The organism is Bradyrhizobium sp. 27S5 (genome assembly GCF_037217225.1).
Lineage (GTDB): Bacteria > Pseudomonadota > Alphaproteobacteria > Rhizobiales > Xanthobacteraceae > Bradyrhizobium > Bradyrhizobium septentrionale.
Genome location: NZ_CP147714.1, coordinates 4,071,246 through 4,095,196, shown reverse-complemented (window position 1 = coordinate 4,095,196; position 23,951 = coordinate 4,071,246). Strand labels below are relative to the sequence as shown.

Sequence of the window (23,951 nt, the reverse complement as noted above, 5' to 3'; positions counted from 1 at the left end):
CGAACCTCGCGTTCAATGCAACTGCATCGAATTAAATGCAGCGGCATAGAACTGTCAAGGTAGATGCATTTGCATCTAAATCACGGTCGCGCGATGATGCCCCCGGTCATCGGGATCGGCACCCCCGTGGTGGCGGGATAGCTCAAGGGCAGGCCCTTCAGGCCGCGCGCGGCGAGGAAGCCGAAGGCCTGCGCCTCGATCGCGTCCGCCGCCCAGCCCAGCGCCTCGGCGGGTTCCACGATCGCCGGCGCCAGCCGTTCGCGCAGCATCCGCATCATCGTGAGGTTGGAGGCGCCGCCGCCGGAGACGATCCAGCTCTTCGGCACCTTCGGCAACAGCGGCACGACGCGGGCGATCGCAGCCGCGGTGAAGGCGGTCAGGGTCGCAGCGCCATCGGCCGGCGCCACGGCGCCGAGCTTCAGGCTGGCAAAGTCGTTGCGGTCGAGCGATTTCGGCGGCGGCAGCGTAAAGAACGGCAGCCTCAAGGCCTGTGCTATCCAGGCCTCATCGACCCTGCCCAGCGCGGCGAACTTCCCGGCGGTGTCGAACGGCTGATGCATCTGGCGGAACATGAAGTCGTCGAGCAGCGCGTTGCCCGGCCCGGTGTCGCAGGCGATCAGCGTGTCGGTGCCGTCGATATAGGTGATGTTGGAGACGCCGCCGATATTGACCACGACGATCGGCCCCTCGCGGTTCAGCGATTGCGCCAGCGCGCGGTGGTAGACCGGCACGAACGGCGCGCCCTGCCCGCCGGCCTCGACGTCGGCGGCGCGAAAATCGTGCATCACCGGGATGTGGATCGCCTTGGCGAGCGCTAGGGCATCGCCGATCTGCACCGTCAGCTTCCGCTCCGGGCGATGCAGCACGGTCTGGCCATGGAACCCGACGATGTCGATGTCCTGGGCGGAGATCCGGGTCTGCGCCGTGAAGCTGGCGACCGCCTCGGCATGGGCTGTGGTGACCGCCTGCTCGGCCTGCCGCAGGATTCCCGGCCGGGCATCGCGCCGCGACAGATGCACCGCCTCGGTCAGCGCCTGGCGCAGCAGGCTGCGCTCGCCGTCGGTATAGGGGCGATAGCCTGTGGGTCCGAAGGCCTTGATCTGGCGGCCGTCGGTCTCGATCAACGCGACGTCGACCCCGTCGAGCGAGGTGCCGCTCATCAGACCGAGTGCCGTTAACATCATCGTGGAAGCGCCCCAACCGGGAACCCCCGGCTTGTCTCAAACAAGTACATCCTATAATGCCACTGCGCGGCCGCCTGCGAGGCCTCAGCGTCAAGGTTCCGCAAATAGATGCAAAAACCGTAAAACAAGAATGATCTGGCTCGCCGACAAATGACTGCATTTAAATCGGATTTCCTGAATACTCTACAGGAACGCGGCTTCGTCCACCAGTGCTCCGATTTCGAGGGCCTCGACGCGCTTGCCGCGAAGGGCGAGGCGACCGCCTATGTCGGCTACGACTGCACCGCGCCGTCGCTGCACATCGGCAACTTCCTCACCATGATGATGCTGTACTGGCTGCAGCAGAGCGGCAACAAGCCGATCACGCTGATGGGCGGCGGCACCACGATGGTCGGCGACCCCTCCGGCAAGGACGAGACGCGCGCGATGCGCACGGTCACGGAGATTGAAGCGAACAAGGCGAGCATCCGCGGCGTGTTCGCCAAGGTGCTGCGCTATGGCGACGGGCATTCCGACGCCATCATGCTCGACAACGCCGAGTGGCTGACAAAATTGAACTGGATCGAGATGCTGCGCGACATCGGCCGGCACTTCTCGGTCAACCGCATGCTGACGATGGACTCGGTGCGGCTCCGGCTCGAGCGCGAGCAGGAGATGAGCTTCATCGAATTCAACTACATGGTCTGCCAGGCCTACGACTTCGTCGAGCTGTCGCGCCGCGCCGGCTGCCGGTTGCAGATGGGCGGCTCCGACCAGTGGGGCAACATCGTCAACGGCGTCGATCTCGGCCGCCGCATGGGCTCGCCGCAGCTGTTCGCGCTGACCACGCCGCTGCTCACCACCGCCTCCGGCGACAAGATGGGCAAGACCGCCAAGGGCGCGGTGTGGCTCAATGCCGACCAGTTCTCGCCGTACGACTTCTGGCAGTACTGGCGCAATGTCGAGGACGCCGACGTCACAAAATTCCTCAAGCTGTTCACGATCCTGCCGATGAGCGAGATCAACAAGCTTGCAGCGCTCGGCGGCAGCGAAATCAACGAGGCCAAGAAGGTGCTGGCGACCGAAGCCACCGCCCTGCTCCACGGCCGCGCCGCGGCCGCTGAGGCTGCCGAGACCGCACGCCGCACCTTCGAGGAAGGCGCGCTGGCCGAGACCTTGCCGACGGTGGAAATTCCGCGTGGCGAACTCGAAGCCGGCCTCGGCGTGCTCGCCGCCTTCGTCAAGGCCGAGCTCGTCGGCTCCAACGGCGAAGCGCGCCGGCAGATCAAGGGCGGCGGACTGCGCATCAACGATGCCGCCGTCACCGACGAGAAGATGCTGCTGACGTCAGCCAATCTCACGCCGGAAGGCGTCGTCAAGCTGTCGCTCGGCAAGAAGCGGCACGTGCTGCTGAAGCCTGCATAGGCATATTCGCATTTGTCGGTTGCGGGGCGTGCCGAAAGCGCGCTCCCTCCTTTGCGATGGACCAGAACACGCCCCTCGACGACAGGTTCGCGAAGCCGAAATCCGCGCGCGTCGCACTGAACGTGCTGGCGCTCTGCTTCGTGCTGTCGGTGCTCGGGCGCGGCCTCAGCGACAGTTTTACGGTGTTCCTGAAACCGATCTCGGAAAATTTCGGCTGGGACCGCGCCTCGGTGGTGTCGGTCTATTCGCTGGCCTGGCTCGCCAGCGGCCTCGCCGCGCCGCTGGTCGGACGCCTGTTCGACCGCTCGGGCCCGCGCGTGGTCTATGCGCTCGGCCTGTCGCTGCTCGGCTGCGCCTTCCTGGTCGCGTCGCGCGCTCAGCAACTCTGGCAATTCCAGCTCAGCGTCGGCCTCTGCGTCGGTTTCGGCACTGCGCTGATCGGCAATGTCTCGAACTCGATCCTGCTCGGCCGCTGGTTCGGGCCGCGGCTGCCGACCGCGATGGCCGTGATGTATTCGGCCATGGGCGCCGGCTTGCTGGTGTTGCTGCCGCTATCGCAGGTTCTGATCGACCGGATCGGCTGGCGCGACGCCTATCAGGCGTTCGGCGTCGGTGCGCTCTGCCTCCTTGTGCCGCTGGTGTTGCTGCCGTGGCGTCTGCTCGCAGGCGGCTCGCCGCACATCGTCAGGAAAGCAGAGACCAGTCTGGCCGACGAAGGCTGGACGCTGCTCGGCGCGATGCGCCACCACGCCTTCTGGGCGCTGTTCTCCACCTTCTTCTTCACGGCGGTCGCGATGTACGCGCTCACCGCGCAGATCGTCGCCTATTTGATCGATGTCGGCTTCCCGCCGCTGCAGGCGGCGACCGCCTGGGGATTCTCCGGCGTCGCGCTGTTCGTCGGCATGCTCGGCGTCTCCACGCTCGACGGCATCATCGGCCGCCGCCCGTCGGTGCTGTTCAGCTACGGCGTCTCGATCCTCGGCATCATCCTGCTCTGGCTGCTGCAGTGGTATCCGAACTACTGGCTGCTGACCGGCTTCATCATCTGCTTCGGCAGCATGATCGGCTCACGCGGCCCGCTGATCACTGCGACCGCGCTGAAAATCTTCCGCGGCGAGCGCGTCGGCACCATCTACGGCACTATCATGATCGGCAGCGGTCTGGGCTCCGGCCTCGGCTCATGGGGTGGCGGCCTCATCCATGACTGGACCCACAGCTACAATCCGCTGATCGCCTTCGCGCTGGTCAATGTGGTGCTCGGCCTGATCCCGTTCCTGGTGGTGCCGGCGCTGCGGCGCTAGCGCTGCTTCCGTTCCGATTGAATCGGATCGGGGCTCTCGATTTCTTGTCTTGGCGCATTCTCTTCTCGCGAACTGGTCCGCGTCGCTCGACGCGGACAGTCATGACATCATCATTCCGGTTTCACATCGCCGTCGTGTTCGCGGCGGTATTCAAGGACGCCAATTTCTCCAGGGAGGGCTCAATCATGAATAGATTCGGAAAGTTCGCGATTGCAGTATTGCTCGGCTCGACCGCGCTCAGCGCGGCCGCACGCGCCGACGATGACGACCATCGCGCTATCGAGCACGTGCTTCTGATCAGCGTCGACGGCATGCACGAGGTCGACCTGCAGCGGTACGTCAAGGGTCACCCGACATCGGCCTTCGCCAAGCTGCTGAGGCACGGTGTGCATTACACCAATGCGCACACCTCCCGCCCGTCAGACTCCTTTCCGGGGCTGCTGGCGTTCATGACCGGCGCCTCGCCGAAGACGCACGGCGTCTTCTACGACGACACCTACGACCAGACCCTGTATCCGCCCGGAAGCAATTGCCAGGGCAAGCCCGGTACCGAAGCCACATACTTCGAAGCGCTCGATTACGATCTGAACAAGCTCGACGGCGGTGGTCCGGCGAATTCCGACCACATCAATCCGGCGAACCTGCCGCTGCGCAAGATCGGCAGCGCCTGCCAGCCGGTCTATCCGCACGCGTACCTGAAGAACGACACCACGACGATCATGGAAGTCATCCACGAGGCCAGCCTGCGCACGGCCTGGTCGGACAAGCACCCGGCCTATGAGATTATCAGCGGCCCCTCCGGCAAGGGCCTCGATGAGCTCTATGCGCCCGAGATCAATTCGACGACCGTGCTTGCCACCGCACCTCAGTTGATCCCGACGCCTCAGGCCAGTGACGATTGGACCGTGAACCCGGTCTACACCCGCTACTATGACAATCTGAAGGTCACCGCCGTCCTGAACTGGATCAAGGGCCTCGACCACACCGGGACCAAGACGGTTGGCGTGCCGGCGATCCTGGGCATGAACTTCCAGGCCGTCAGCGTCGGACAGAAGGTCACGGCCGACGGCTACACCGACGCAAAGGGCACACCGAGCGCGCAGCTCGAATTGTCGCTCGACTTCGTCGACAGCTCGCTTGGCCAGATGCTTGATCAGCTCGACAAGCAGCATCTCACGAAGAATACTTTGGTTGTCGTCGGTGCGAAGCATGGCCAGTCGCCGATCGACGTGGGCCAGCTTCACATGCTGAAGGGCAGCACCAATCCGAGGCTGCCGATGGGCCATGCCGACGTCGTCGACCCGGTCGACCTCCTGACCGCCGGCGGTGTGAAGGTGGCACAGGAGACTGCCGACGACGTCTCGCTGATCTGGCTGGCCGATCGGACCCAAACCGCGAAGGCCGTCGGCATCCTCGAGAACGACAAGGTCCTCCTGAACCAGGCCCGGATCGAGAAGATCTATGCCGGCGACGAACTGGAGGACAAATTCGGTAACCCGGCGCAGGGCCGCACGCCCGACATCATCATCCAGCCGCTCCATGGCACGATCTACAGCGGCAGTTCGAAGAAGGTCTCCGAGCATGGCGGCTTCACCGATGACGATACCCACGTCCTGCTGGTCGTCGCCAACCCCGGCTTCGAAGGCGCTGAGGTTGATGAGAAGGTCGAGAACAAGCAGGTCGCACCGACGATCCTGCGCGCACTCCACCTCAACCCCAACAAGCTGACCGGCGCCCGCGCGGAGCACACCGCCGCCCTGCCCGGTTTCGACCGCTGAATCAGACGTCTGCGGAAAACTTGAAATCAACGGCGCCCGATCCATTCGGGCGTCGTTTTCTTATGCCGTTCTGTGAACTCGCCTTTGCGCAAGCCAGACCGTACGGCCGCCTGCGCTTGTCCAATCTTCGATAGCATGGGCAATGACATCAAAGCCGATGCCGTCCAGCAACGCCCTGTACTCGTCCGGCCCCAGGCTCGCGTGATAGAGCGGGTCGCCGCGATACCGGCCGACACTTTCGCCATGGTGCGGCCCGCTGTTGAACATCAGCACAGCGGATGGGCCGGCGTGCCGGGCGAACACGTCGAACATCCCGCGCTGGTCCTCCGGCGTAAGGTGGAAAAAGCTGTCCCAGGCGAGCACGCCATCGAATTGACGGGCAAGCTGCAGCGACCGCATATCCCCGACGACGAATTCATGCTCGGGGAGTCGTTCACGGCACAGCGAAATGAAAGTCCGCGACGCGTCGACGCCGGTGACGCGAAGCCCGCGCTCGGCCATGTGCCGGGCGACCGGGACACCCGATCCGCAACCGAGATCGAGCACATCAGCCGCGGCAGGCAGCGCCTTGATGAAGCGATCATGCCACGGCTTGTCGTTCCAGTCGGCCGCGCGCCGGTCGGCATCCCACGCGGTCGCGTGGCGCTCGTAATGATCGATGATCTGGCTGGCCTTGTCCTGCAAGTCTGATCCAGCTTGGCCGGCTGCAACGGATCATGCCCTAATTGTTCGTCGGCGGCAGATCGGTCGGATTGTATTGATTGAAGTCGAAGATCTTCCGCGTCAGCCCGGGCGCGAGGGCCGAGATCGGGTTGACGCGCAGCACCGGCTGGTTCGGCGTTCCCACCACTTCATAGGTGACGCCGATCAGGCCCTCATTGCTGCCGGCGCCGAGGAATATCCCGAAGAACGGGATCTGCCCGAACATGTTGTTCAGCCCGTACATCGGAATGAAGGTGCCGTTCATCCGCACCTGATTGCCGACATAGTCGATGCTGCCCTTGATGGTGGCGCCGATGCTCGGTCCCTTGACCACGCCGTCGCGGATCGAAAGCTGCCCGCTCTGGCGCGTAAACTCGGCGCGCAGCGCGTCGAACCCGATGCCGTTCTGGGTGCTGATCGGCCCGCCGGCGACCGCGCGGTCGAGCTGGGATTCACCCTTCACCGAGAAGTCGCGAATGGTGATCAGGCCGTCCTTGGGACCTTGATCCGGTGTCGGCGGCTCCAACGCCAGCATCAGCTGACCGCCGACCACCTTGGAATAGGTATCGATGAAGCGCAGCAGCGCGCCGGCGTCGGCGGTTTGCAGATAGATCACTTCCCGTGCCTGCTGGCGCCGCAAGTCGACGCTGACGGGGGTGGCTTGGCCGCCGACCTTGCCGGCCAGCGTGAACGCCTTGAAGAACCCGTTGCGGCGCGAGATCTTGGCGTCGACGCCGCGCATCGCCTCGCCGTTGAAGCCGGCCACCGCGCCGAGTTTCAGATCGGCATCGAAATCGGTGGTCTTGGCCTTGCTCTTGGGATCGCTGTCGCGGCCGGAGATCGCCGATTTCAGGAAGCCGCGGCCGTCGAACACGTCGCCGCGGATCGTCACCTTGATCACGCCGTCGGGACCGCGATCGGCCCGCAACGATGTCTTGTCGCCTTCCGACGGCGCGTAGGTCGGGAAGTTCGCATTCATCAGGTCGCCGTTCTGGTCGACCTCGAGCGCGCCCTTGATCGACACGCCGCTGCCTTCGATCGAGATGTCCTCGAACCGGGTCGATTGTCCCTTCGGCACCACGTTGAAGGTCGCCTTGCCGGCCCTGCCCTGCGCCTTGACCCAACCCGGCAGGATGTTGTCGAGCTTGAGCTGGGTGAGGTCGGCCTCGACGCCCATCTTGGTGGTCGGATTGTCGCCGCTGCCGATCTTGCCGCTCAGCTTGATCGGGATTGCGCCCGAGACCGCCGGCCCGAGATCGAGCCCGAGGCGTGCGCGGCTCGCGTCATCCAGCGTCGCCTGCAGCTTGACGTCGGCATCGCCGTCGGCCGGCTTGCGGTAGTCGAGCGACGCCGCCTGTCCGTTGATCTTGACGTCGCCCTTGACCTGGAAGCCGGCGTTGCTGGCGATCACCTTCAGCGTATTGGCCTCGAGCTTCTGGTTCATCACCAGCTTGTCGACGGCAACACCGGCAATGTCGGCGGTGACGGAATATTGCGTATCGGCCTTGGTCAGCTCGCCCTTCACAGGCATGCCGAGATTGATCGTGGCCGTGACGTTGCCCTTGCTGGCGTTGGGATCGATCGGCGGACCGGAGAGATCGCTGAGCCGGTCGGATGCCAAGATTTCGGCGGCGGCCGGCACCGGGCAGTCGACCCGGAACTTGACCTTCGACGGCGACGGCTTGGGCGCCATGTCCGGCACCTCGAAGGTAAAGTCCGACAACGTGATCTTGCGGCCCGCCGGCGTGTCGGCGATGCCCTGGTTGATGGTCACGGTCGCGGTGCGGCCGGTTACCCTCGCCTTCAGGTCCGCATCATGCACCGCAGGCATCTTGTCCACGGGACGCACCGTGACTCCAGAGGCGACGATGTTGACCGAGAGGCCGTCATCCGGAATCGGCGGTCCCTTGCGGGACAGATTGTGCACCGGCGAGTTGACCCCGACATCGATGCGCTGGAGCGTGCCGCGGTCGATCCGCTCGAGCACCCATTCGCGCAACTCGGGCACGATGATGACCGGCCACATCCGCTTCAGGGCGGAGGCCGACATCGGCGTGCCGGCAAAACCGAGCTGCAACCGCGGCTCGCCGGAATAATCGATGCTGCCGGTGCCGGCGACGCCGATCTCGCCATTGGAGATGTCGGCTTGGGTCAGCAGCACGCGCTTCTTGTCGGTGTCGAACCGGAAGCCGATGTTGATGCGATTGAAGATCAGCGGCGGCTCATTCTTGTCGGCGTCGGCCAGCACGATGGTGCCGCCCGACAGACCGGCCTGCCAGTCCGTGACATTGTCGTTCGGTGGTTCGAGATGGCCGAGCAGCGTGATGCGATTGGCGCCTGAGACGATCTTGATCGGCGCCAGCAGCACGCGCCGCCCTGAATCCCATTCGACGCTCATCTCGGCCGAATCGACCGGCATCGGGTAGTCGGGCGTATCGGTATCGATGATGTTGCCGGCTCCGACATTGACCTTGCCGCGGAAATAGGTCGGCAGGCCGTCGCGGCCGAGCTCGCCTTTCAATTCGCCCGATAACGGCAGGTCGGCGGTATAGGTCAGGTCCTTGGTCCTGAGCGCGAGCAGGATGTTGCTGGTGGAGACCTTGTCGGCCTTGATGTCGACCGAGCGCACGCCGTTGGTCTGCGGCCCGATCACCATGCGCACCGACCAGGGCTTTGCGCCCTCCTCGCCGAAACTGAGCGCAACGCCGCCGCCGCTCGGGCGCCGCAGGCTCAGGCTGATATTCTCAAAACTCCATTTGTTGCCGCGCTGCTGGTCGTCGACGACGAGATTGCCGTTCTTCAGGCCGATCTCGTTGAGGTTCTGGCCGTCGAGGCCGGTCAGGCTGAGACTGTCGAGCCAGTCGAGACCGGCGAGCAGTCCGCTCTGGGCCGATTCCGGCGTGGCCGCCGAGGGCTCGGAGGCAACCGGCGGCGACGGCACCGCGGGCGATGGTGCGGCGGGTACCGGACGCGGGAATGTCGGCGGCATGCCCGCCTCCCTCTTGGAAGCAACGCCGGTGGCAAGCGGCTTGGCGGTATCGCCGGTGGATACCGTCACATAGCCATCGGGCGTAATGCGGACCGACAGCTCCGCATCGACCAGGTTGAGGCTCTCCGCCCGCAACTGCCCCATCAGCAGCGCCGTGCCCGACAAGCGCACCTCGGCCTTCGGCGCACTCGCCACGATCGCATGGTCGCGGTCGCGCACGATGATGTCGCGGATGCGCACCGCGATCCTGACGCGGCCGGCGCGCTCGATCTGGGTTCCGCCGACCTCGACGGTGTTGCCGTGGCCGATATTTTCCTCGATCGCCGCGGCAAGCCACGGCGTCGCCATGTCGAGATTGATTGGACCGGCACCGAGCCGCCACCACAACGCGGCGAAGCAGGTCGCGAAGATCACGACGAGCACCGCGAGGACCAGACCGATGCGACGAATCCAGCGCTCGCCGTTCAGCCAGCGCTGCATGCCGGAGCAGAAGTCGGAGAAGCGATGCAGGTTGCCGTTGGAACGCGACAGCAATTGCCGCGCACGGTGGCCCGCCGCCTCATCCTGCTCGTCCCACGCGGCGGCGTCTTCCCATTGCGAGAAGTCAGCCCCGGCGCGCGGATTTGGACCCTGCGGCGACGTGTTCCTTGCCATTGCCTCTCTGTGCTGACGGCGAAGCTGATCGCCGCCATCAGGACGCCCGTCGATTCGTATCGAGCGCTCCTGTGCCGGCATCGCCGCCTATCCTCGCCTAATCATGTTACTCGCCGATGGCCCCAAGAACGGACCAAAAAGAACGGACCAAACAACCCAAACAAAAGCCAATTCAGCAAGCGGACGGGTACGCGTCGAATTCCTTGTCACCATACTCCGTGGCCATCAAACTTGCCCAGCGGCCGACGCGAATCCGGCCGCCCCGAATGAGACCCGCAATACCTCAATGGTTGAGCCTCGGAAAGCGACGAAAGGAAGGCGTATGTCCAAGAAAACGCGCAAGAAATCCTCCAACACAACCGGAAAGCGGGTCGCAACAAAGGTTGCGCGCGCCGCAAGCGCAAGCACTGGGAAGTCCGCGACCAAAACCCGCACAACAGCTGCGAAAAAGGCAGCCGCCAAAACAACCAAGACCAAGACCGCGGCGGGTGTTCGAAGCAAAGCCTCGCACAAGGCTGCATCGAAACCGTTAAAGCGTGAGCCGGCCGCGTCAGTGACCAAGCCGTCCGCCGTCACACTCGCCGAAGGCGCCGCGGCGCCGGCCTTCAGCCTGCCGCGCGACGGCGGCGACACCGTTTCGCTTAAGGATTTCGCCGGCAAGAAGCTGGTGCTGTTCTTCTACCCCCGCGCCGACACCCCTGGCTGCACCCGGGAGGCGATCGACTTCACCCGGCTCAAGAGCGAGTTCACCGCCAGCGGGACCGAGGTGGTCGGCATATCCGCCGATACGGTTAAGGCGCAGGAGTCATTTCGAAACAAACACCAGCTGTCCGTGCCGCTCGTCTCCGACCCGGCCCATCAGTTGCTGGAGGCGTATGGCGCCTGGGGTGAAAAATCCATGTATGGCAGGACCTTCATGGGAATTATTCGCACCACGGTTCTGGTCGATTCCGGTGGAAAAGTCGCCCGGATCTGGCGCCATGTGAAGGTCGACGGCCATGCCGAAGCGGTACTGGAGGCCGCCCGAGCGCTCTGATCGGAGGGGTTCCGTTTCCTGAAAATTAACCATGGCGGGCTCAAATCGGCCCCGCAAATTAGCCGTACGGAGCTTGGTCCGACCGGCCGCGGGAGTACCGATGTCGAGCCGGTCCGGTCATCACCAGGAATACCAGAAACACCATCATCCGCAGGACCATGGCCGGACGCCCGCACGCCGTCCGGCAGCGCAGTACGCCGCTCCGGCCGCAGCGGTGGCGGCCTCCGGCGAAGGCTACACCATTGTCCATGCCGGCAAGCAGGTCCGGTTCGGGCCGGTCGTGTTCTGGATCGCGGTCGGCACCGTGGTCCTGCTCGGCATGTGGTCGGCCGCGACCGCGACCTATTTCGCATTCCGTGACGACGTCCTGACCCGGCTGATCGCGCGCCAGGCCGAGATGCAATACGCCTATGAGGACCGCATCTCCGAGCTGCGCGCCAAGGTCGATCGCACCACCAGTCGCCAGCTGCTCGACCAGGAGCAGTTCGACCAGAAGCTCGACCAGATCATGAAGCGGCAGTCGACGCTGGAATCGCGCGCCACCGCGCTCGGCGCGATGCCCGATGCCACCTCTACCGGATCGATAAAGCCGCAGGGCCGCGCCGAGCAGGCGCCCTCCTCCGGCACGCCAAAACCCTCGCCGATCAGCGACACTGTGATCTTCGTGGCGCCGCCGGATCGCGAGGCGCGGCTGGAATCGCGCGCGCCGCTGATCGCCAAGGCGCAGCCGAACCAGTTCGCCAAGGCGCAGGGCGTCGACAACGTCCTGGTCCGTCTGCAGACCTCGCTTGACCAGGTCGAGCGGCGCCAGGTCGCCGCGCTGTCTTCGGTCGAGGACGGCATCGAATCGCGGGTGCGCCGGATGCGCGGCGTGATCTCCGACCTCGGCCTCAACATGGCGCAGCTCGAAGCGGCGACGCCGCGCTCGGGCATGGGCGGGCCCTTTGTCCCTGTGAAACTCTCTGCCGACGCCGGCGCATTTGAGCGCCAGCTCTATCGCATCAACATCAACCGCGCCCAGATGCAGCGGCTGAACCAGACGTTGGCGCTGGTGCCCTATCGCAAGCCGGTCGTTGGCGAAGTCGAGTTCACCAGCGGCTTCGGCGTGCGCTCTGATCCCTTCCTCGGCCGGCCGGCGATGCACACCGGCCTCGACTTCCGCGCCGCCCAGGGCGATCCGGTGCGCGTCACCGCCAACGGCAAGGTGGTGTCGGCGGGCTGGGCCGGCGGTTATGGCCGCATGGTCGAGGTCGATCACGGCAACGGCCTGTCGACCCGCTACGGCCATCTCTCCGAGATCGGCGTCAAGGTCGGTGACACCGTCAAGATCGGCCAGGTGATCGGCGCCGTTGGCTCGACCGGCCGCTCCACCGGTCCGCATCTGCACTATGAAACCCGCATCGACGGCGAAGCGGTCGATCCGCAGAAATTCCTCCGCGCCGGCGTCCGGCTCAGCGCGGGCTAGCTCCGCCGCTCGACAATGATCTGAACGTCGGCGCAAGCGGCCCCGCTTGCGCCGATCTCGTTTGTGGCGTCAGCGCCGGCCGCCGCCCATGCCGCCCGGCGGTCCGCCGCCGCCGAACCCGCCGCCCGGCCCGCCGCCGCCGAAAGGTCCACCACCGCCTCCGAAGGGTCCGCCGCCGGGTGCCCCAAAGCCACCGCCGGGCTCTGGACCGGTTGATCCACCCGTGGCCGGATTGGGCGCGGGACCGCCGCCACCCGGCGGCAGTCCACCGGACGGACCAGAGGGAGTACCGCCAGGACCACCACCCGGCCCGCCGGGACCATGTCCTGATCCGGGTCCGCCGCCACCGGATCCACGTCCGGGCGTGCCGGGGCTCCGCACCGAGGAGCCCGGGAACTTGCCGACCGACTGCACCGATTCGACGCGCAGCTCGCGCGTGCCCGACAGCTGCGCGTTGACGACCACGCGCGTATCGGCCGCCGGCGAGAAGCGCGAATAATCGCGCGCGACGAAGCCGGAGCCGAGTTGCAGATCGTTGCCAACCCGCCGCACATAGGCCTCGATCAGGAGCCGGTTGGCGCCGGTGAGATCGGAGAAGTCGTCGGCGCGGCTGCGCGCAACCTGCATCACGCCCTGCGCGACCTGGCCCTCGGCATAGACGCGCTGGCCGGCGAGCGCGGCGTTGACGCCGGTCAGCTTGAGATCGCCGATCCGCAAGGTCCCGGAGCGGTCGCGCTCCAGTGGCCCGGTGACATGCGTCGCGGCGGCGCTGTGCTGCTGCACCAGGCTCGCGACGACGACGCCGTCGGTGCGGCGCAGCCCGAACACGGCGACATGCGCGCCCGGCTTCAGCCAGCTCTCGCGGCCGTTCCAGGCGACCTTCTGGCCGAGCACCGTCAGCTCGCCCGGTTTCATTTGCTCGACCGGCCCGGTCACTTCGCTCGTCACATCGATGCGTTTGGTGGACAGCGTGCCGCCAGCATCGCGCTGCGCCACCACGCGCGCGAGCTGTCCGATCCGCAGCGCCTTCGCGCTCGCCGCCTCGCCGTCGATCCGCACGGGCACATCGGCCGCGTAGCCGACCCGCTCGCCGTTGACATAGATTGAGCCGAAACGCTGGATCACGCCGACGATGCCGGTGCCGCCGATGCCCTGATCCGAGCCGGTGATCCCGGTGCCGCCGATGCCCTGGTCGCTGCCGCGCTTCTTGCCCTGCGCGCCCGCGAGCGACGTTCCGGCGAGCCAGAACGCTGCTAGCAGCGCGCGGCGCGAGATGACGGGCGGGCGCTTCATGACGCGCCGCCTTCGTCCGCATCGTCATCGACCGGGCCGTCCGGGCCTTCGCGATAGATGTAGATGCCAAAATTCCAGCGATAGTCGCCGCCCTTGTCCTTGGCCAGAGCGCGGTTGGCCTCGCGGTTGGCGACCTTCAGCGCCTCCATCGCGAGCTCGCGCGAGCGGCCCTCGAGCCGTTTTGCCAGCTTGGCCGACAGCCCGTCATAATGCACCGCGCGTTCGAGGAAGCGCGGTGTCGCCGACGACACGTTCATCTCGGCGGCCGCGACATGGTCGTGCAGATTGCGGCCGAGATAGTGCCATTTGCGGTCGTCGTCGCCATGCGGGACGAAGGCCTCCTCGACCAGCACGATCTCGTCATCGTCGTTGATGGTGACGAGCTTGCGGTCGAGCCATTCGTCCAGCACCGCGCGCGGCCGCACGTCCTTGGTGATCGATTCGACCAGCGACTCGAACGACGGCGCGCCGCCATCCGCGGTGCGCGGCAGCGGCAGCGGGTCGCCCTTCGCGTCGGTGAATTCGGGCGCGGCCAGCCAGCGCGCGATGATCGCGCTGGTGCGCGACAGCGTCGCCGGCACCGCATTGACCGGCGCGCCGGCGCCGCGCAGCCGCGCCACCTCCTTGCGGTGGATGCCGGTCAGCAGGCTGACGCGGCTGTCGGTCTGCTCCTTGCCTTCGAGCGCAAAATCGTGCTCGGCGACGTTGACATAGAGCTCGCGCAACAGCTGGGTCAGCGCCGGAAACGTCATGCCGCCGCGGATGCAAAGCCGGACCAGCGGACGCAGCATCCGCGCCAGCGGCGAATGCAGCTTCGCTGCGGCAATCGGCGCTGACGATGCCGGTTTCGGCTTCTGGACTTTGGCATTCATGCCCAAGTTTTAGCCGTCCGTCCCGTGGGACACAATCCCACCGCCCTTGACGTGTGACATTTTCCCACTTATGGGAAATAAAGTCACCTCCGGACACAATGCGCGCTTGCGGGCGCTGACGTCACGGTGCGTGACGTTGCGCCATCGCTACGGACCGCTCCATGACGCCTGCCCGATTCGACCTTGCGATCGCGGAAGCCTGCCGGATCGCCCAGGTTCCCTACGAGGAGTTCGTGGCGACGGTGATGGCGGGCAGCTATCCCTGCCTGCCGGGCGTTGTGCCCGGCTCGCCGCGCCGGTTCGACGAAGCCGACCTGGTGGCGCTGTACATCTATGGCCGCCTGCTCGCCTTCGGTTTCGGCGCCCTGCGTGCCGGCGAATATGCCTGCCGCGCGCATGCCGGGCTCGCGGCCGAGCCGCGGGCGCATTCGATCTCGATCGCGCTGACATCGGATGGCGGCAAGCGCGTCGTGATCGAACAGGATCTGCAGCGACCCGCAGCCGCAATGCTGCCCGAGCGGATCCATTTCGACATCGCCGCGATCCGCCGCAAGTTGCAGCCATCCGCCGCACGCAGCGCGGCCGAGCCGGCCTGACGCCTGCTCCCTGATCGCCGTGCCCGGGCATGACGATCAGTTGTCGCCTGCCGCACGCGATAGCTCTGCTCATTTCCTCGTCATTTCGCTCAGCTCGCGCCGTCGTGGCGCGACCGTGACGTCACGCGGCCGCGTTTCTCCTCCTTCAAAAAAGTTATCCACCGCCACACGTGGGACATAATCCCACATTTTAGTCCGGCGCCATTGACGTGTGAAATTTTCCCACGTATCCAGAATCCATTCAGCAGGGAATCCGACGCAATGTCTCTCCGTTCGGCCCGCGACCCCGGTTCGCCTCGCGAATCCGGTTCGTCTTGCGAACCCGGTCGGTTCGCCGCCACCACACTCCGCTTCACGCCGCAGGTGCCCTGCGGCCCGATCGAGCCGGTGTTTCCGGCGCTGCTGCGCTCGCTGGTGTTCTTCACCGCGCTGGCGCTGCCGTTCGTCGTCGCCCTGTTCGCAGCATGATCCGGATCGAGCCGCCCATGATTGTTGTCAACGCGCCGGTCCGGCGCCCCTCGGTGCTGCACATCTTCAAGGTCTACTACCCCGACCTGTTCGGCGGCACGCTAACGGTGATCCGCGACATCTGCGCCGGCCTGAAGGACACCTTCAACGCCGCGGTATTGGTCTGCTCGCGCTCCGGCGGCGAGCGGCAGATCGTGGTCAACGACGTCGCCGTCGAGCGCGTGCACTCGTTCGGCGACATGCTGTCGCTGCCGGCCGCGCCGACCTATCCGTGGCGGCTGTGGCGCCGCATCGGCGAGCACGATTTGCTGGCGTTGCACGCCCCCTTCCCGCTCGCCGACCTCGTGTTCGCGCTCGGGCTCGGCCGCGCGCGTCCGCTGGTGGTGCACTGGCACGCCGACATCGTCTCGCACGCGGCCTTGCGCTTCCTCGTCGAACCGTTGATGCGGCGGACATTGCGTCGCGCCGCCGCGATCATCGTCTCCGATCCGGTGCTGCTCGAGACCACGCCGCTGCTGCAGGAATTTTCCGACAAATGCCACGCCGTTCCATTTGGTGTGGATGTTGCGAAATATGACCGGCCGGCGGCCCAGCCGGATGACGTCAACGCGCGCGGCCGCCTGGTGCTCGCCTGCGGACGGCTGGTACCCTACAAGGGTTTTGACGTGCTGGTGCGTGCGGCGCATGCTCGCAATTTCGAAGTCTGGATCGTCGGCGAGGGCCGCGAGCGCGAGTACCTTGAGCAGCTGATCCGCGACTACGGCCTGCAGGACCGCGTCCGCCTACTCGGCTCGGTGTCCGAGAGCGAACGCGTCAAGCTGATGCGCATCGCCGACGTCTTCGTGATGCCGTCGGTGACCAACGCGGAGACCTTCGGGCTGGTGCAGCTCGAGGCGATGGCCGCGAGCCGCCCCATCGTCAACACCGCGCTCGACACCGGCGTTCCGCATGTCGCCCGCCACGGCCTCGAGGCCATTACGGTGCCGCCGGGCGATCCCGCAGCGCTTGCCGACGCCATCGAGACCCTGATCAACGATCCCGAGCGCCGCCGCCGCATGGGCCAGGCCGCGCGCCATCGCGCCATGACGAAATACTCAACCACAGCCTTCAAGGAGGGAGTCGAGACAGTGTACCGCAAGGTCGTTACCGACGAGGCCACCGCAAAGGACGCAGGTTCACCAGCCCCAGCCTCGCGTCCCCAAACGGCCGGTCTCGTCGGGGCGGTCCAGATCGCGGCAGCACTGGCCTGGTCCGACGTGCGCCATCGCTACGTCCGCTCCCTCCTTGGACCCTTCTGGATGTCGATCCAGATGGCCATCATGGTCGCCGTGCTCGGCTCGGTCATCGGCCATCTCTCCAACGCGAGCGCGCTGGCGCGGCTGCCGATGCTCGCGGCGAGCCTCACCGCCTGGACCTTTCTCAACAGCGTCGTGCTCGACGCCACCACCGCGCTGCAGAACTCGGCCAGCCTAATCAAGGATCGCGCGCTGCCGCCGGTGGTCTTCCTGCTGCAATGTACCTTCCGGCAGGCGCTGTTCGCGGCCCACAACGCGGTCGTGCCGCTGATCCTCTGGCTCGCGCTGACACCCCGCGATGTCGGCGGCGCCATCGCCGCCCTGCCCGGCCTTGCCCTCTTCGTCGTCTGCACGCTGGCCCTGAGCCTCGTGCTCGGCGCGCTGGCAACACGTTATCGCGACATCAAGCCGATCATCGAATCCTCGCTGACCCTGGCATTCCTGGCCTCGCCGATCATCTGGACAGAGGAGATGATCGATCGCGGCTCCACGGTGATGCGGCTCAATCCGCTGACGCATCTGTTCGCGATCTGGCGCGACCCGCTGATAACAGGTCATGTCGCGACGACCAGCGTGATCTACGTGCTGGCCTGCCTCGCCGTGCTCGCGGTCGCCGCGACCGTCACCGTCGCCCATCTGCGCAAAGCGGCGTTCTGGATCTAGGCATGGCAAGCATCCAGCTCCGCGACGTCTGCCTCGACTATCCGCTGTACGGCGCCTACGACTTCTCGCTGAAGCGCCGCGTGCTCGGGCGGCTGTTCCGCCAGGGCAGCGAGATGCGCACCATCCGCGCGATCGACAACATCTCGATCGACGCGAAAGCGGGCGCACGCATCGGCCTTGCCGGGCCGAATGGCTCCGGCAAGTCGACGCTGTTGCGGCTGATCGCCGGGGTCTTTCCGGCGACCAGCGGCCGGGTCGAGATTTCCGGCAACATCGTGCCGCTGCTGGGCTTAGGGGCCGGCGTCAATCTCGATTTCGTCGCCGCCGACAATATCAACCTGCTGCTGCGGATATCGGGACGCAAGCCGACACCGGCGATCCTCGACGACATCTGGGCCTTCACCGAACTGGAGGAGCGCATGCGGCGGCTGCCGCTGCGCATGTTCTCCTCGGGCATGCTGATGCGCGTGCTGTTTGCGACCGCCACCGCCTTTCCCGCCGACATCCTGCTGCTCGACGAATGGCTCAGTGTGGTCGACGAGAATTTCTCGGCCAAGGCGGAGCAGCGGCTGCGCAAGATGGTCGAGACCGCGGCGATCGTGATCATCGCCTCGCACGACCATGCGCTGCTGCGCCGCACCTGCACCAGCATCATCAATCTCGATCACGGCCGCATCGCCAGCACCGTTGCGCTGGATGCTCCCGTCCCGCATCACCTCGAGCTCAGAGAAATCAGCGCATGACAAAGATCCTGGTCGTCAGCGAGGCGCTTGGCGAACCCAACCACAAGCGCGGCATCTTCCACTTCACGCGCGAATTGATCCGCTCGCTCGCCGGCGACGGAAATCAATTGACGCTCGTCGTGGAGACGACGCGCCGCTACCGGAAGCTGCGCCAGAGGCAGCAGCGGACGCGCCTGCTGCCCGAGGACTCGCGGCTGATCGAGCTGCTCGCGCTCTATCGTTTCCTCGATGAAACCGACATGAACTCGCCGATGATGCGCGGCGGCCTGCGCCGCACCGTCGACTGGTTCAAGCACAAGCTCAAGGCGGCGACCTCGCTTGAATTCATCATCGCCTTCCTGCGCTCGGTTCATCTGCTGCCGACCAGCGTCAAGCTGATCGAGAACCGGACCGAGGGCCTCGAATACATTCCGACCGATTTGCGCCATCTCGAATTGTTCGGCGATTTCCTGCTCGAGCCCGGCTTCTACAGCTATCAGGACACCTCGGCCCTGACCCGGCTGCCCCCGCCGCGGGTCGATGCGCGCGACTATGACGTCATTCTCATCGACACCCCGACCCGGGTTGCGATCAGGCGCCATCCGAACGCCAAGGTGATCTGCGTCGTCCACGACCTGCTGCCGATCACCGATCTCAAGCTGGACGACATCGCGACCCGCCTGTTCCTGTCGCGCCTTTTCACCAGCGTGCATCAGGCCGACGAGCTCGCCTTCGTCTCGAACTACAGCATGAACCGCTTCCGCGCCCTGCTCCCGCAATATGCGCACATTCCGGCGCGGGTGGTCTATCCGCGGACCCGTTTCGACGTGGCGGAAGCCCCGCTTGCGCCGGTGCCAACCACCGTCCCGGCACGGCCGAGCTTCGTCGTCATCGTCTCGAACGAGCCCCGCAAGAACCTTGCGGCCGTCATCCGCACCTTCCGCACGCTGCCGGAGGCTGATCTCATCGTGATCGGCTATGCCGGCGGCGCCAATCAGGCGCGCAACCTGCCGAAGAACGTCCGCTTCTCCGGCTATGTCGATGAGCACGAGAAGGCGGCGCTGATCGCGGGCGCGCATGGCCTGATCATGCCGAGCCTCGCTGAAGGCTTCGGCGTCCCGATCATCGAGGCATTTGCGGCGAATACCCCCGTACTGTGCTCCGATATTGCCGTGTTCCGCGAGGTCGCGGGCGAGCTTGCAGACTATTTCGATCCGTTCTCGACCGAATCGATCTGCGCCTCGGTGCGGCGCGTTCTGGCGCAGCAGGAGCAATGGCGCGAGCGGATCCGCGAGCGCCGGACCGAGCTCGCCGAGCGCTTCGGCCATCATACCCAGGCGCGCGACCTGCTGTCCCATCGGGCTGCCCCCGAAATCGCGGCCGCCGCCGCGGCGCTGTCCGCCGCGATGGTTACATTCCACAGCGCGACCGCACACGGCGTGTGACCGGTCATGACCACCGATTCCGACGCCATTGGTCTTGCCATCGAACCGCCGATGCGATGGCGCGACCGTGTCCGCGCCTGGTCCGGCTCGGTCGCCTACCTCCGCGCCACCGATACAATGATCGCGCTGGCCGCGGCGTCGCTGCCCTGGTCGACGACCGCGCTCGCCGTCTTCATGCTGCTGTGGCTTGTCGCGGTGCTCCCGACCATCGACTGGGAGCAATTCGTTCTCGATCTCGCACGGCCGTCCTTTGCGTTGCCGATCGCATTGGTCGCGCTCGCGCTGGTCGGCCTGGCCTGGTCGGAGGCCGACTGGACCGAACGGCTGCACGGCATCAAGCCGCTCAGCAAGCTGCTGCTGCTGCCGTTCCTGCTCGGCTACTTCCAGCGCTCGCAGCGCGGGCTCTGGGTCTTCACGGCCTTTCTGGCCTCGTGCACGCTGATGATGGTCCTGTCCTGGATCGTGCTGGCGCTGCCGCAGCTCAAGCTCGCACACACCGCCTCCGCCGGCGTGCCGGTCAAGAACTATGTCGACCAGAGCCAGGAGTTCGCGCTGTGCGTCTTCGCGCTGGCGCTGCCGGCATTGACGGCGATGCGGGCCCGGCAATGGCGCATCGCGGCAGGCTGCCTCGCGCTGATCCTGCTGTTCCTCGCCAACATGTTCTATGTCGTCTCGGCACGGACCGCGCTGGTCTACATACCGTTGCTCCTGATCCTGTTCGCCTCGCTGCATTTGTCACGACGCGCCACGCGGCTCTTGTTCGCCGCTGTCGCCGCAGCAAGCCTTTTGGTCTGGACCACATCCCCCTATCTGCGCCAACGTATCGCCGATGTCGGCATCGAGTATCGCGCGCACGACACCTTCGGCATCGCCTCCACCGCGCAGCGGCTGACCTATTGGCGGAAGTCGGTGAAATTCATCGCCGGGGCGCCGTGGCTCGGGCACGGCACCGGCGCGATCAAGCACACGTTCACGCAGGATGCCGCCGGCCAGACCGGCCTGCAGGCCGAGGTGATCAACAATCCGCACAACCAGACCTTCAATGTCGGGATCCAGTGGGGGCTGATTGGCATCTTGTTGCTCTATGCCATGTGGACCAGCCACATCCGCCTGTTCACCGGCCGCGATCTCGTCAGCCGCGATCTCGTGACCTGGATCGGGCTTGCCGTCGTCGTGCAGAACATCACGAGTTCGCTGCTCAACTCGCATCTGTCCGATTTTCACGAAGGCTGGATGTATGTGATGGGCGTCGGCGTCGCCGGCGGCATGACGCTGCGGGCGCGGCAGCCGGAGAAGATCTTGGCAGCTACCGCCACGGCACGCCGGGCATGAGTGCGACAGCGGCGCCAACGCGGACGCGCGTACATCTTGCCGCAGCGCTTGCCGGGCTGCTCGCGCAACCGGCGAACGCTGCGGTCTATGCCAACTGGTCGGAGGCATGCTCCTGGCATTTCGCCAGGGGCAGCGTCCGTGACCCGACGATCATTTACAACCACTACAATGACGGCGGCACCTATGGCGCCTGTCCCGGCTACGACGACACGCAATACGCCTTCTCGCCGTGCAACTTCGCGCCGAACACCACGCCCGCGATGTGCTCCAACGGGACCGGACCGACCCACGCTTGCGCCGGCGCCTGGACCCAGATCCCGCTCGATCAGTTCTTGCGCGACCCCGCAACCGGCAAGGTGCCCTTCCCGAAAGAGGTGAGATTGACCGGATCGGCAGGGTCGTCCGACTGGACCGGCACGATCTATAGCTCGTTTCGCCGGCCAGGCGCGAGCTGGGCGCTCTCGCCGATCACCAACAGCGTCCACTCCGACAGCCTTTCGGTCGACGTGCCCGTTGGCCAGCTGCGGGACCCGGCGGGCAATCCGGTCTTCGACAAAAATGGCCAGCCGATCCCGGCGATCGAAGCCGCGTGGGGCGTCAACGGTGTGCAAGGCAGCGCCTGGCTGAACCTGATCCTTTCGGAATATTGCGAATAGCGCGAACTACGCAAAGGCATCGATCGGTGCCGGCGCGACTCATTGATTTTTTGCGTCCGACCGGATGGAGTTTCCAGCTCTTCTGGCGGGCAACTCAGCAAAAACCTGTCAAATCCTCGCGGTTGAAATAATTCGCTTTATCCGAACTGCAACTCAGTGTATAGATTGCGGCCTCTCACCCGATTGAAGGGCGCTGCGCATCGCCACGGGTGTTGCGGTGAGATGCGGTGGACGCCGATTGCGCGACTGACGAGTGCGCATGAGGCGGACGGCGAAGTCGTGTGGTCCTGACGCCCTAGTGGCCGGTGTCCCCCGCGAGATGCGAAGCATCTTCGCGAGGCGGTGACAAAAAAGCCAAGTCTCGCCGGGGAGAGCACGAAGTAAGCCGTAGCCCATCGCGCAGGGAAAGCCGGATTGCTCCGGTTACACCTGTGGTCCTACCTCCGGTGCTTCTTGTTGCACCGGACCCATGGGTGCGATCGGCACCCGGCTTTCCCTGCGCCCTCTGCTCAAGGAAAGGGCGGAACGAAGAGCAAAGCTCGGACGACCATGTCGCGAGAATGCGAAGCTCCGTCCCCACCCACGCTGTCATCGCCCGGCTCGACCGGGCGATCCAGTACGCCGCGGCCTCTCGGCTCAAACACTGCGGCCTCTGGGATACTGGATCACCCGCATCGCGGGTGATGACACCGAGAATTTGCTGCCTCAGTTCAATCCGAAACTCCCTGTCATTGCGAGGAGCGAAGCGACGAAGCAACCCAAGCCTCCACTTGCGGCGCGACGGATTGCTTCACTTCGCTCGCAATGACGGGAGTATCGAAAAATGCGATCCTACCGCGTCGCGTCGTGCCCGACCTCGCCCGTGATCACGTCGCCGAACAGCTCCCAGGCCTCGCCGTTGAACCGCATCAGTTGCATCTGCTCGATCGGGTAGTAGTCGTCCGGCGAGGTGTTGACCATGATGCCCGGCAGCATCAGATCGGAGTGGAAGTTCTTCAGACTGGCCGCCTGCTTCATGACGTTCTCGCGCGTGAGATTGTCGCCGCACTGCCTCAGCACCTGCACCATGGCCTCCGACTGCACATAGCCATAGACGCTGTTGAAATTGGCCTTGTCCCCCTCGGGATAGTATTTGTCCATGAAGCCGCGCCACTTCACGACCGCGGGGTCCTTGTCCCAAGTTGGATCGGTCGGATCCTTCAGGTATTGGGTCGAGATGATGCCCTTGGAATATTCGAGCCCCGCAGGCTTCAGCACCGAGGCGACCGTGGTCGCGGTGTTGGCGAGGAAGAACTTTGGCTTCCAGCCGAGCTCGCCGACCTTGCGGATCGCCTGCGCCGATCCCTTCGGCGCCGCCCAGGAGAAGAAGATGTCGGCGCCGGAATCGTGCAGCGCGACGATCTGCGAATCGATCGAGGGATCGGAGACCTCGTAGGACTTGTCGGCGATGATCATGCCGATCTTGTCGCCGAGCCCGTCCTTCAGGCCCTTGAACTGATCCTTGCCGGCATCGTCGTTCTGCCAGAACACCGCGATCTTGCTGTTCGGGAAATTGTCGCGAATGTATTTCGCGTAGATGCGTCCCTCGCTCTGGTAGTTGGGCTGAAAGCCCATCGTCCAGGGGAAGTTCCTGGGGTCGCCGAACTTGGTGCCGCCGGAGGCGACGAACAATTGCGGCACCTTCTTGGCATTCATGTACTTCATGATCGCCGAATTGGACGGCGTGCCGAGCGGCTGGAAGATCAAGAGCACCTCGTCGCTCTCGACCAGCTTGCGCGCCTGCTCGATCGCCTTCGGCGGCGAATAGGCGTCGTCGTAGCTGATGAAGTTGATCTTGCGGCCGTTGATGCCGCCCTGGTCGTTGATCATGCGGAAGAACGCGGCCTCGGTCTTGCCGATCACCCCATAGGACGACGCCGGGCCACTGTATGGCATGATGTTGCCGATCTTGATTTCGCCATCGCTCGCGCCGGGATCGTATTTCTTCTGCGCGGTGGCCGAGGTCGCGATCAGTGCGGCACTTGCGAACGCCGCGATTGCGCCAATATATCCGAGACGAGCCGGCATCGTTTTCTCCCCGATTTTTTGTCGTTGGT

General features: G+C 65.3%; 18 protein-coding genes. 12 read left to right on the top strand and 6 right to left on the bottom strand.

The genetic code is table 11. The annotated features are described in order from the left end of the window. Positions 1-80: 80 nt before the first annotated feature. Positions 81-1,184, bottom strand: a complete 1,104-nt coding sequence (locus WDM24_RS18860; protein ID WP_338832071.1) for an anhydro-N-acetylmuramic acid kinase — start codon at positions 1,182-1,184, stop codon at positions 81-83. Positions 1,185-1,334: 150 nt separating this feature from the next. Between WDM24_RS18860 and tyrS the strand changes: the two genes are divergently transcribed. The 3 genes from tyrS (at position 1,335) to WDM24_RS18845 (ending at position 5,667) form a co-directional block, all read left to right on the top strand. Continuing rightward, positions 1,335-2,588 carry a tyrosine--tRNA ligase gene (tyrS, locus tag WDM24_RS18855; protein WP_338832070.1) on the top strand — a complete coding sequence of 418 codons (1,254 nt, stop codon included), beginning with the start codon at positions 1,335-1,337 and terminating at the stop codon, positions 2,586-2,588. Between the two features lie 56 nt (positions 2,589-2,644). Beyond that, a complete protein-coding gene (locus tag WDM24_RS18850; RefSeq protein ID WP_338700562.1) occupies positions 2,645-3,889 on the top strand; it encodes an MFS transporter in 1,245 nt (414 codons plus the stop codon). A gap of 185 nt (positions 3,890-4,074) precedes the next feature. Then, the gene (locus WDM24_RS18845; RefSeq protein WP_338832069.1) at positions 4,075-5,667 is read left to right on the top strand and encodes an alkaline phosphatase family protein; all 1,593 of its coding nucleotides are present in this window, start codon (positions 4,075-4,077) and stop codon (positions 5,665-5,667) included. 60 nt (positions 5,668-5,727) lie between these two features. Here WDM24_RS18845 and WDM24_RS18840 read toward each other — a convergent pair whose 3' ends face one another. Next, positions 5,728-6,351 carry a class I SAM-dependent DNA methyltransferase gene (locus WDM24_RS18840; protein ID WP_338700560.1) on the bottom strand — a complete coding sequence of 208 codons (624 nt, stop codon included), beginning with the start codon at positions 6,349-6,351 and terminating at the stop codon, positions 5,728-5,730. 37 nt (positions 6,352-6,388) lie between these two features. Next, on the bottom strand, positions 6,389-10,093 hold the full coding sequence (locus WDM24_RS18835; RefSeq protein WP_338832068.1) for a DUF3971 domain-containing protein: 3,705 nt from the start codon (positions 10,091-10,093) through the stop codon (positions 6,389-6,391). A gap of 241 nt (positions 10,094-10,334) precedes the next feature. Here WDM24_RS18835 and WDM24_RS18830 point away from each other — a divergent pair, with 241 nt between their 5' ends. Further along, positions 10,335-11,048, top strand: a complete 714-nt coding sequence (locus tag WDM24_RS18830; RefSeq protein ID WP_338832067.1) for a peroxiredoxin — start codon at positions 10,335-10,337, stop codon at positions 11,046-11,048. A gap of 100 nt (positions 11,049-11,148) precedes the next feature. After that, positions 11,149-12,513 carry a M23 family metallopeptidase gene (locus tag WDM24_RS18825; RefSeq protein WP_166294912.1) on the top strand — a complete coding sequence of 455 codons (1,365 nt, stop codon included), beginning with the start codon at positions 11,149-11,151 and terminating at the stop codon, positions 12,511-12,513. A 69-nt stretch (positions 12,514-12,582) separates the two neighbouring features. Here the strand turns inward: WDM24_RS18825 and WDM24_RS18820 are convergent, their stop codons facing one another. After that, entirely contained in the window at positions 12,583-13,806 is a 1,224-nt protein-coding gene (locus WDM24_RS18820; RefSeq protein WP_338832066.1) for a DUF5666 domain-containing protein, read from the bottom strand. Further along, the gene (locus WDM24_RS18815) at positions 13,803-14,678 is read right to left on the bottom strand and encodes a DUF6502 family protein (protein WP_338832065.1); all 876 of its coding nucleotides are present in this window, start codon (positions 14,676-14,678) and stop codon (positions 13,803-13,805) included. Before WDM24_RS18815 ends, WDM24_RS18820 begins: the two co-directional genes overlap by 4 nt. A 161-nt stretch (positions 14,679-14,839) precedes the next feature. Here WDM24_RS18815 and WDM24_RS18810 point away from each other — a divergent pair, with 161 nt between their 5' ends. From WDM24_RS18810 to WDM24_RS18780, 7 genes are all read left to right on the top strand, one after another. Continuing rightward, positions 14,840-15,274 carry a hypothetical protein gene (locus WDM24_RS18810; RefSeq protein ID WP_338832064.1) on the top strand — a complete coding sequence of 145 codons (435 nt, stop codon included), beginning with the start codon at positions 14,840-14,842 and terminating at the stop codon, positions 15,272-15,274. A 261-nt stretch (positions 15,275-15,535) separates the two neighbouring features. Then, positions 15,536-15,742, top strand: coding sequence for a hypothetical protein (locus WDM24_RS18805; RefSeq protein ID WP_338832063.1), 207 nt, complete (start codon positions 15,536-15,538; stop codon positions 15,740-15,742). Between the two features lie 17 nt (positions 15,743-15,759). Then, complete coding sequence (locus tag WDM24_RS18800) at positions 15,760-17,700, top strand: glycosyltransferase (protein WP_338832062.1); 1,941 nt, start codon at positions 15,760-15,762, stop codon at positions 17,698-17,700. Between the two features lie 2 nt (positions 17,701-17,702). After that, on the top strand, positions 17,703-18,443 hold the full coding sequence (locus WDM24_RS18795) for an ABC transporter ATP-binding protein (RefSeq protein ID WP_338832061.1): 741 nt from the start codon (positions 17,703-17,705) through the stop codon (positions 18,441-18,443). After that, positions 18,440-19,867, top strand: a complete 1,428-nt coding sequence (locus tag WDM24_RS18790) for a glycosyltransferase family 1 protein (RefSeq protein ID WP_338832060.1) — start codon at positions 18,440-18,442, stop codon at positions 19,865-19,867. The genes WDM24_RS18795 and WDM24_RS18790 overlap by 4 nt, the downstream gene beginning before the upstream one ends. Positions 19,868-19,873: 6 nt before the next feature. Further along, the gene (locus tag WDM24_RS18785) at positions 19,874-21,199 is read left to right on the top strand and encodes an O-antigen ligase family protein (RefSeq protein ID WP_338832059.1); all 1,326 of its coding nucleotides are present in this window, start codon (positions 19,874-19,876) and stop codon (positions 21,197-21,199) included. Next, the gene (locus tag WDM24_RS18780; protein ID WP_338832058.1) at positions 21,196-21,855 is read left to right on the top strand and encodes a hypothetical protein; all 660 of its coding nucleotides are present in this window, start codon (positions 21,196-21,198) and stop codon (positions 21,853-21,855) included. Before WDM24_RS18785 ends, WDM24_RS18780 begins: the two co-directional genes overlap by 4 nt. 831 nt (positions 21,856-22,686) lie before the next feature. Here the strand turns inward: WDM24_RS18780 and WDM24_RS18775 are convergent. Continuing rightward, the gene (locus tag WDM24_RS18775) at positions 22,687-23,922 is read right to left on the bottom strand and encodes an ABC transporter substrate-binding protein (RefSeq protein ID WP_338832057.1); all 1,236 of its coding nucleotides are present in this window, start codon (positions 23,920-23,922) and stop codon (positions 22,687-22,689) included. Positions 23,923-23,951: the final 29 nt, after the last annotated feature.

Excerpts from the sequence above, each read along its gene's own strand:
- WDM24_RS18830 (WP_338832067.1), top strand. The coding sequence starts at position 10,335 with ATGTCCAAGAAAACGCGCAAGAAATCCTCCAACACAACCGGAAAGCGG.
- WDM24_RS18835 (WP_338832068.1), bottom strand. The coding sequence starts at position 10,093 with ATGCCGGCACAGGAGCGCTCGATACGAATCGACGGGCGTCCTGATGGC.
- WDM24_RS18825 (WP_166294912.1), top strand. The coding sequence starts at position 11,149 with ATGTCGAGCCGGTCCGGTCATCACCAGGAATACCAGAAACACCATCAT.
- WDM24_RS18785 (WP_338832059.1), top strand. The coding sequence starts at position 19,874 with ATGACCACCGATTCCGACGCCATTGGTCTTGCCATCGAACCGCCGATG.
- WDM24_RS18860 (WP_338832071.1), bottom strand. The coding sequence starts at position 1,184 with ATGATGTTAACGGCACTCGGTCTGATGAGCGGCACCTCGCTCGACGGG.
- WDM24_RS18850 (WP_338700562.1), top strand. The coding sequence starts at position 2,645 with ATGGACCAGAACACGCCCCTCGACGACAGGTTCGCGAAGCCGAAATCC.
- tyrS (WP_338832070.1), top strand. The coding sequence starts at position 1,335 with ATGACTGCATTTAAATCGGATTTCCTGAATACTCTACAGGAACGCGGC.
- WDM24_RS18795 (WP_338832061.1), top strand. The coding sequence starts at position 17,703 with ATGGCAAGCATCCAGCTCCGCGACGTCTGCCTCGACTATCCGCTGTAC.
- WDM24_RS18775 (WP_338832057.1), bottom strand. The coding sequence starts at position 23,922 with ATGCCGGCTCGTCTCGGATATATTGGCGCAATCGCGGCGTTCGCAAGT.
- WDM24_RS18820 (WP_338832066.1), bottom strand. The coding sequence starts at position 13,806 with ATGAAGCGCCCGCCCGTCATCTCGCGCCGCGCGCTGCTAGCAGCGTTC.
- WDM24_RS18780 (WP_338832058.1), top strand. The coding sequence starts at position 21,196 with ATGAGTGCGACAGCGGCGCCAACGCGGACGCGCGTACATCTTGCCGCA.
- WDM24_RS18805 (WP_338832063.1), top strand. The coding sequence starts at position 15,536 with ATGTCTCTCCGTTCGGCCCGCGACCCCGGTTCGCCTCGCGAATCCGGT.
- WDM24_RS18800 (WP_338832062.1), top strand. The coding sequence starts at position 15,760 with ATGATTGTTGTCAACGCGCCGGTCCGGCGCCCCTCGGTGCTGCACATC.
- WDM24_RS18790 (WP_338832060.1), top strand. The coding sequence starts at position 18,440 with ATGACAAAGATCCTGGTCGTCAGCGAGGCGCTTGGCGAACCCAACCAC.
- WDM24_RS18810 (WP_338832064.1), top strand. The coding sequence starts at position 14,840 with ATGACGCCTGCCCGATTCGACCTTGCGATCGCGGAAGCCTGCCGGATC.
- WDM24_RS18815 (WP_338832065.1), bottom strand. The coding sequence starts at position 14,678 with ATGAATGCCAAAGTCCAGAAGCCGAAACCGGCATCGTCAGCGCCGATT.
- WDM24_RS18845 (WP_338832069.1), top strand. The coding sequence starts at position 4,075 with ATGAATAGATTCGGAAAGTTCGCGATTGCAGTATTGCTCGGCTCGACC.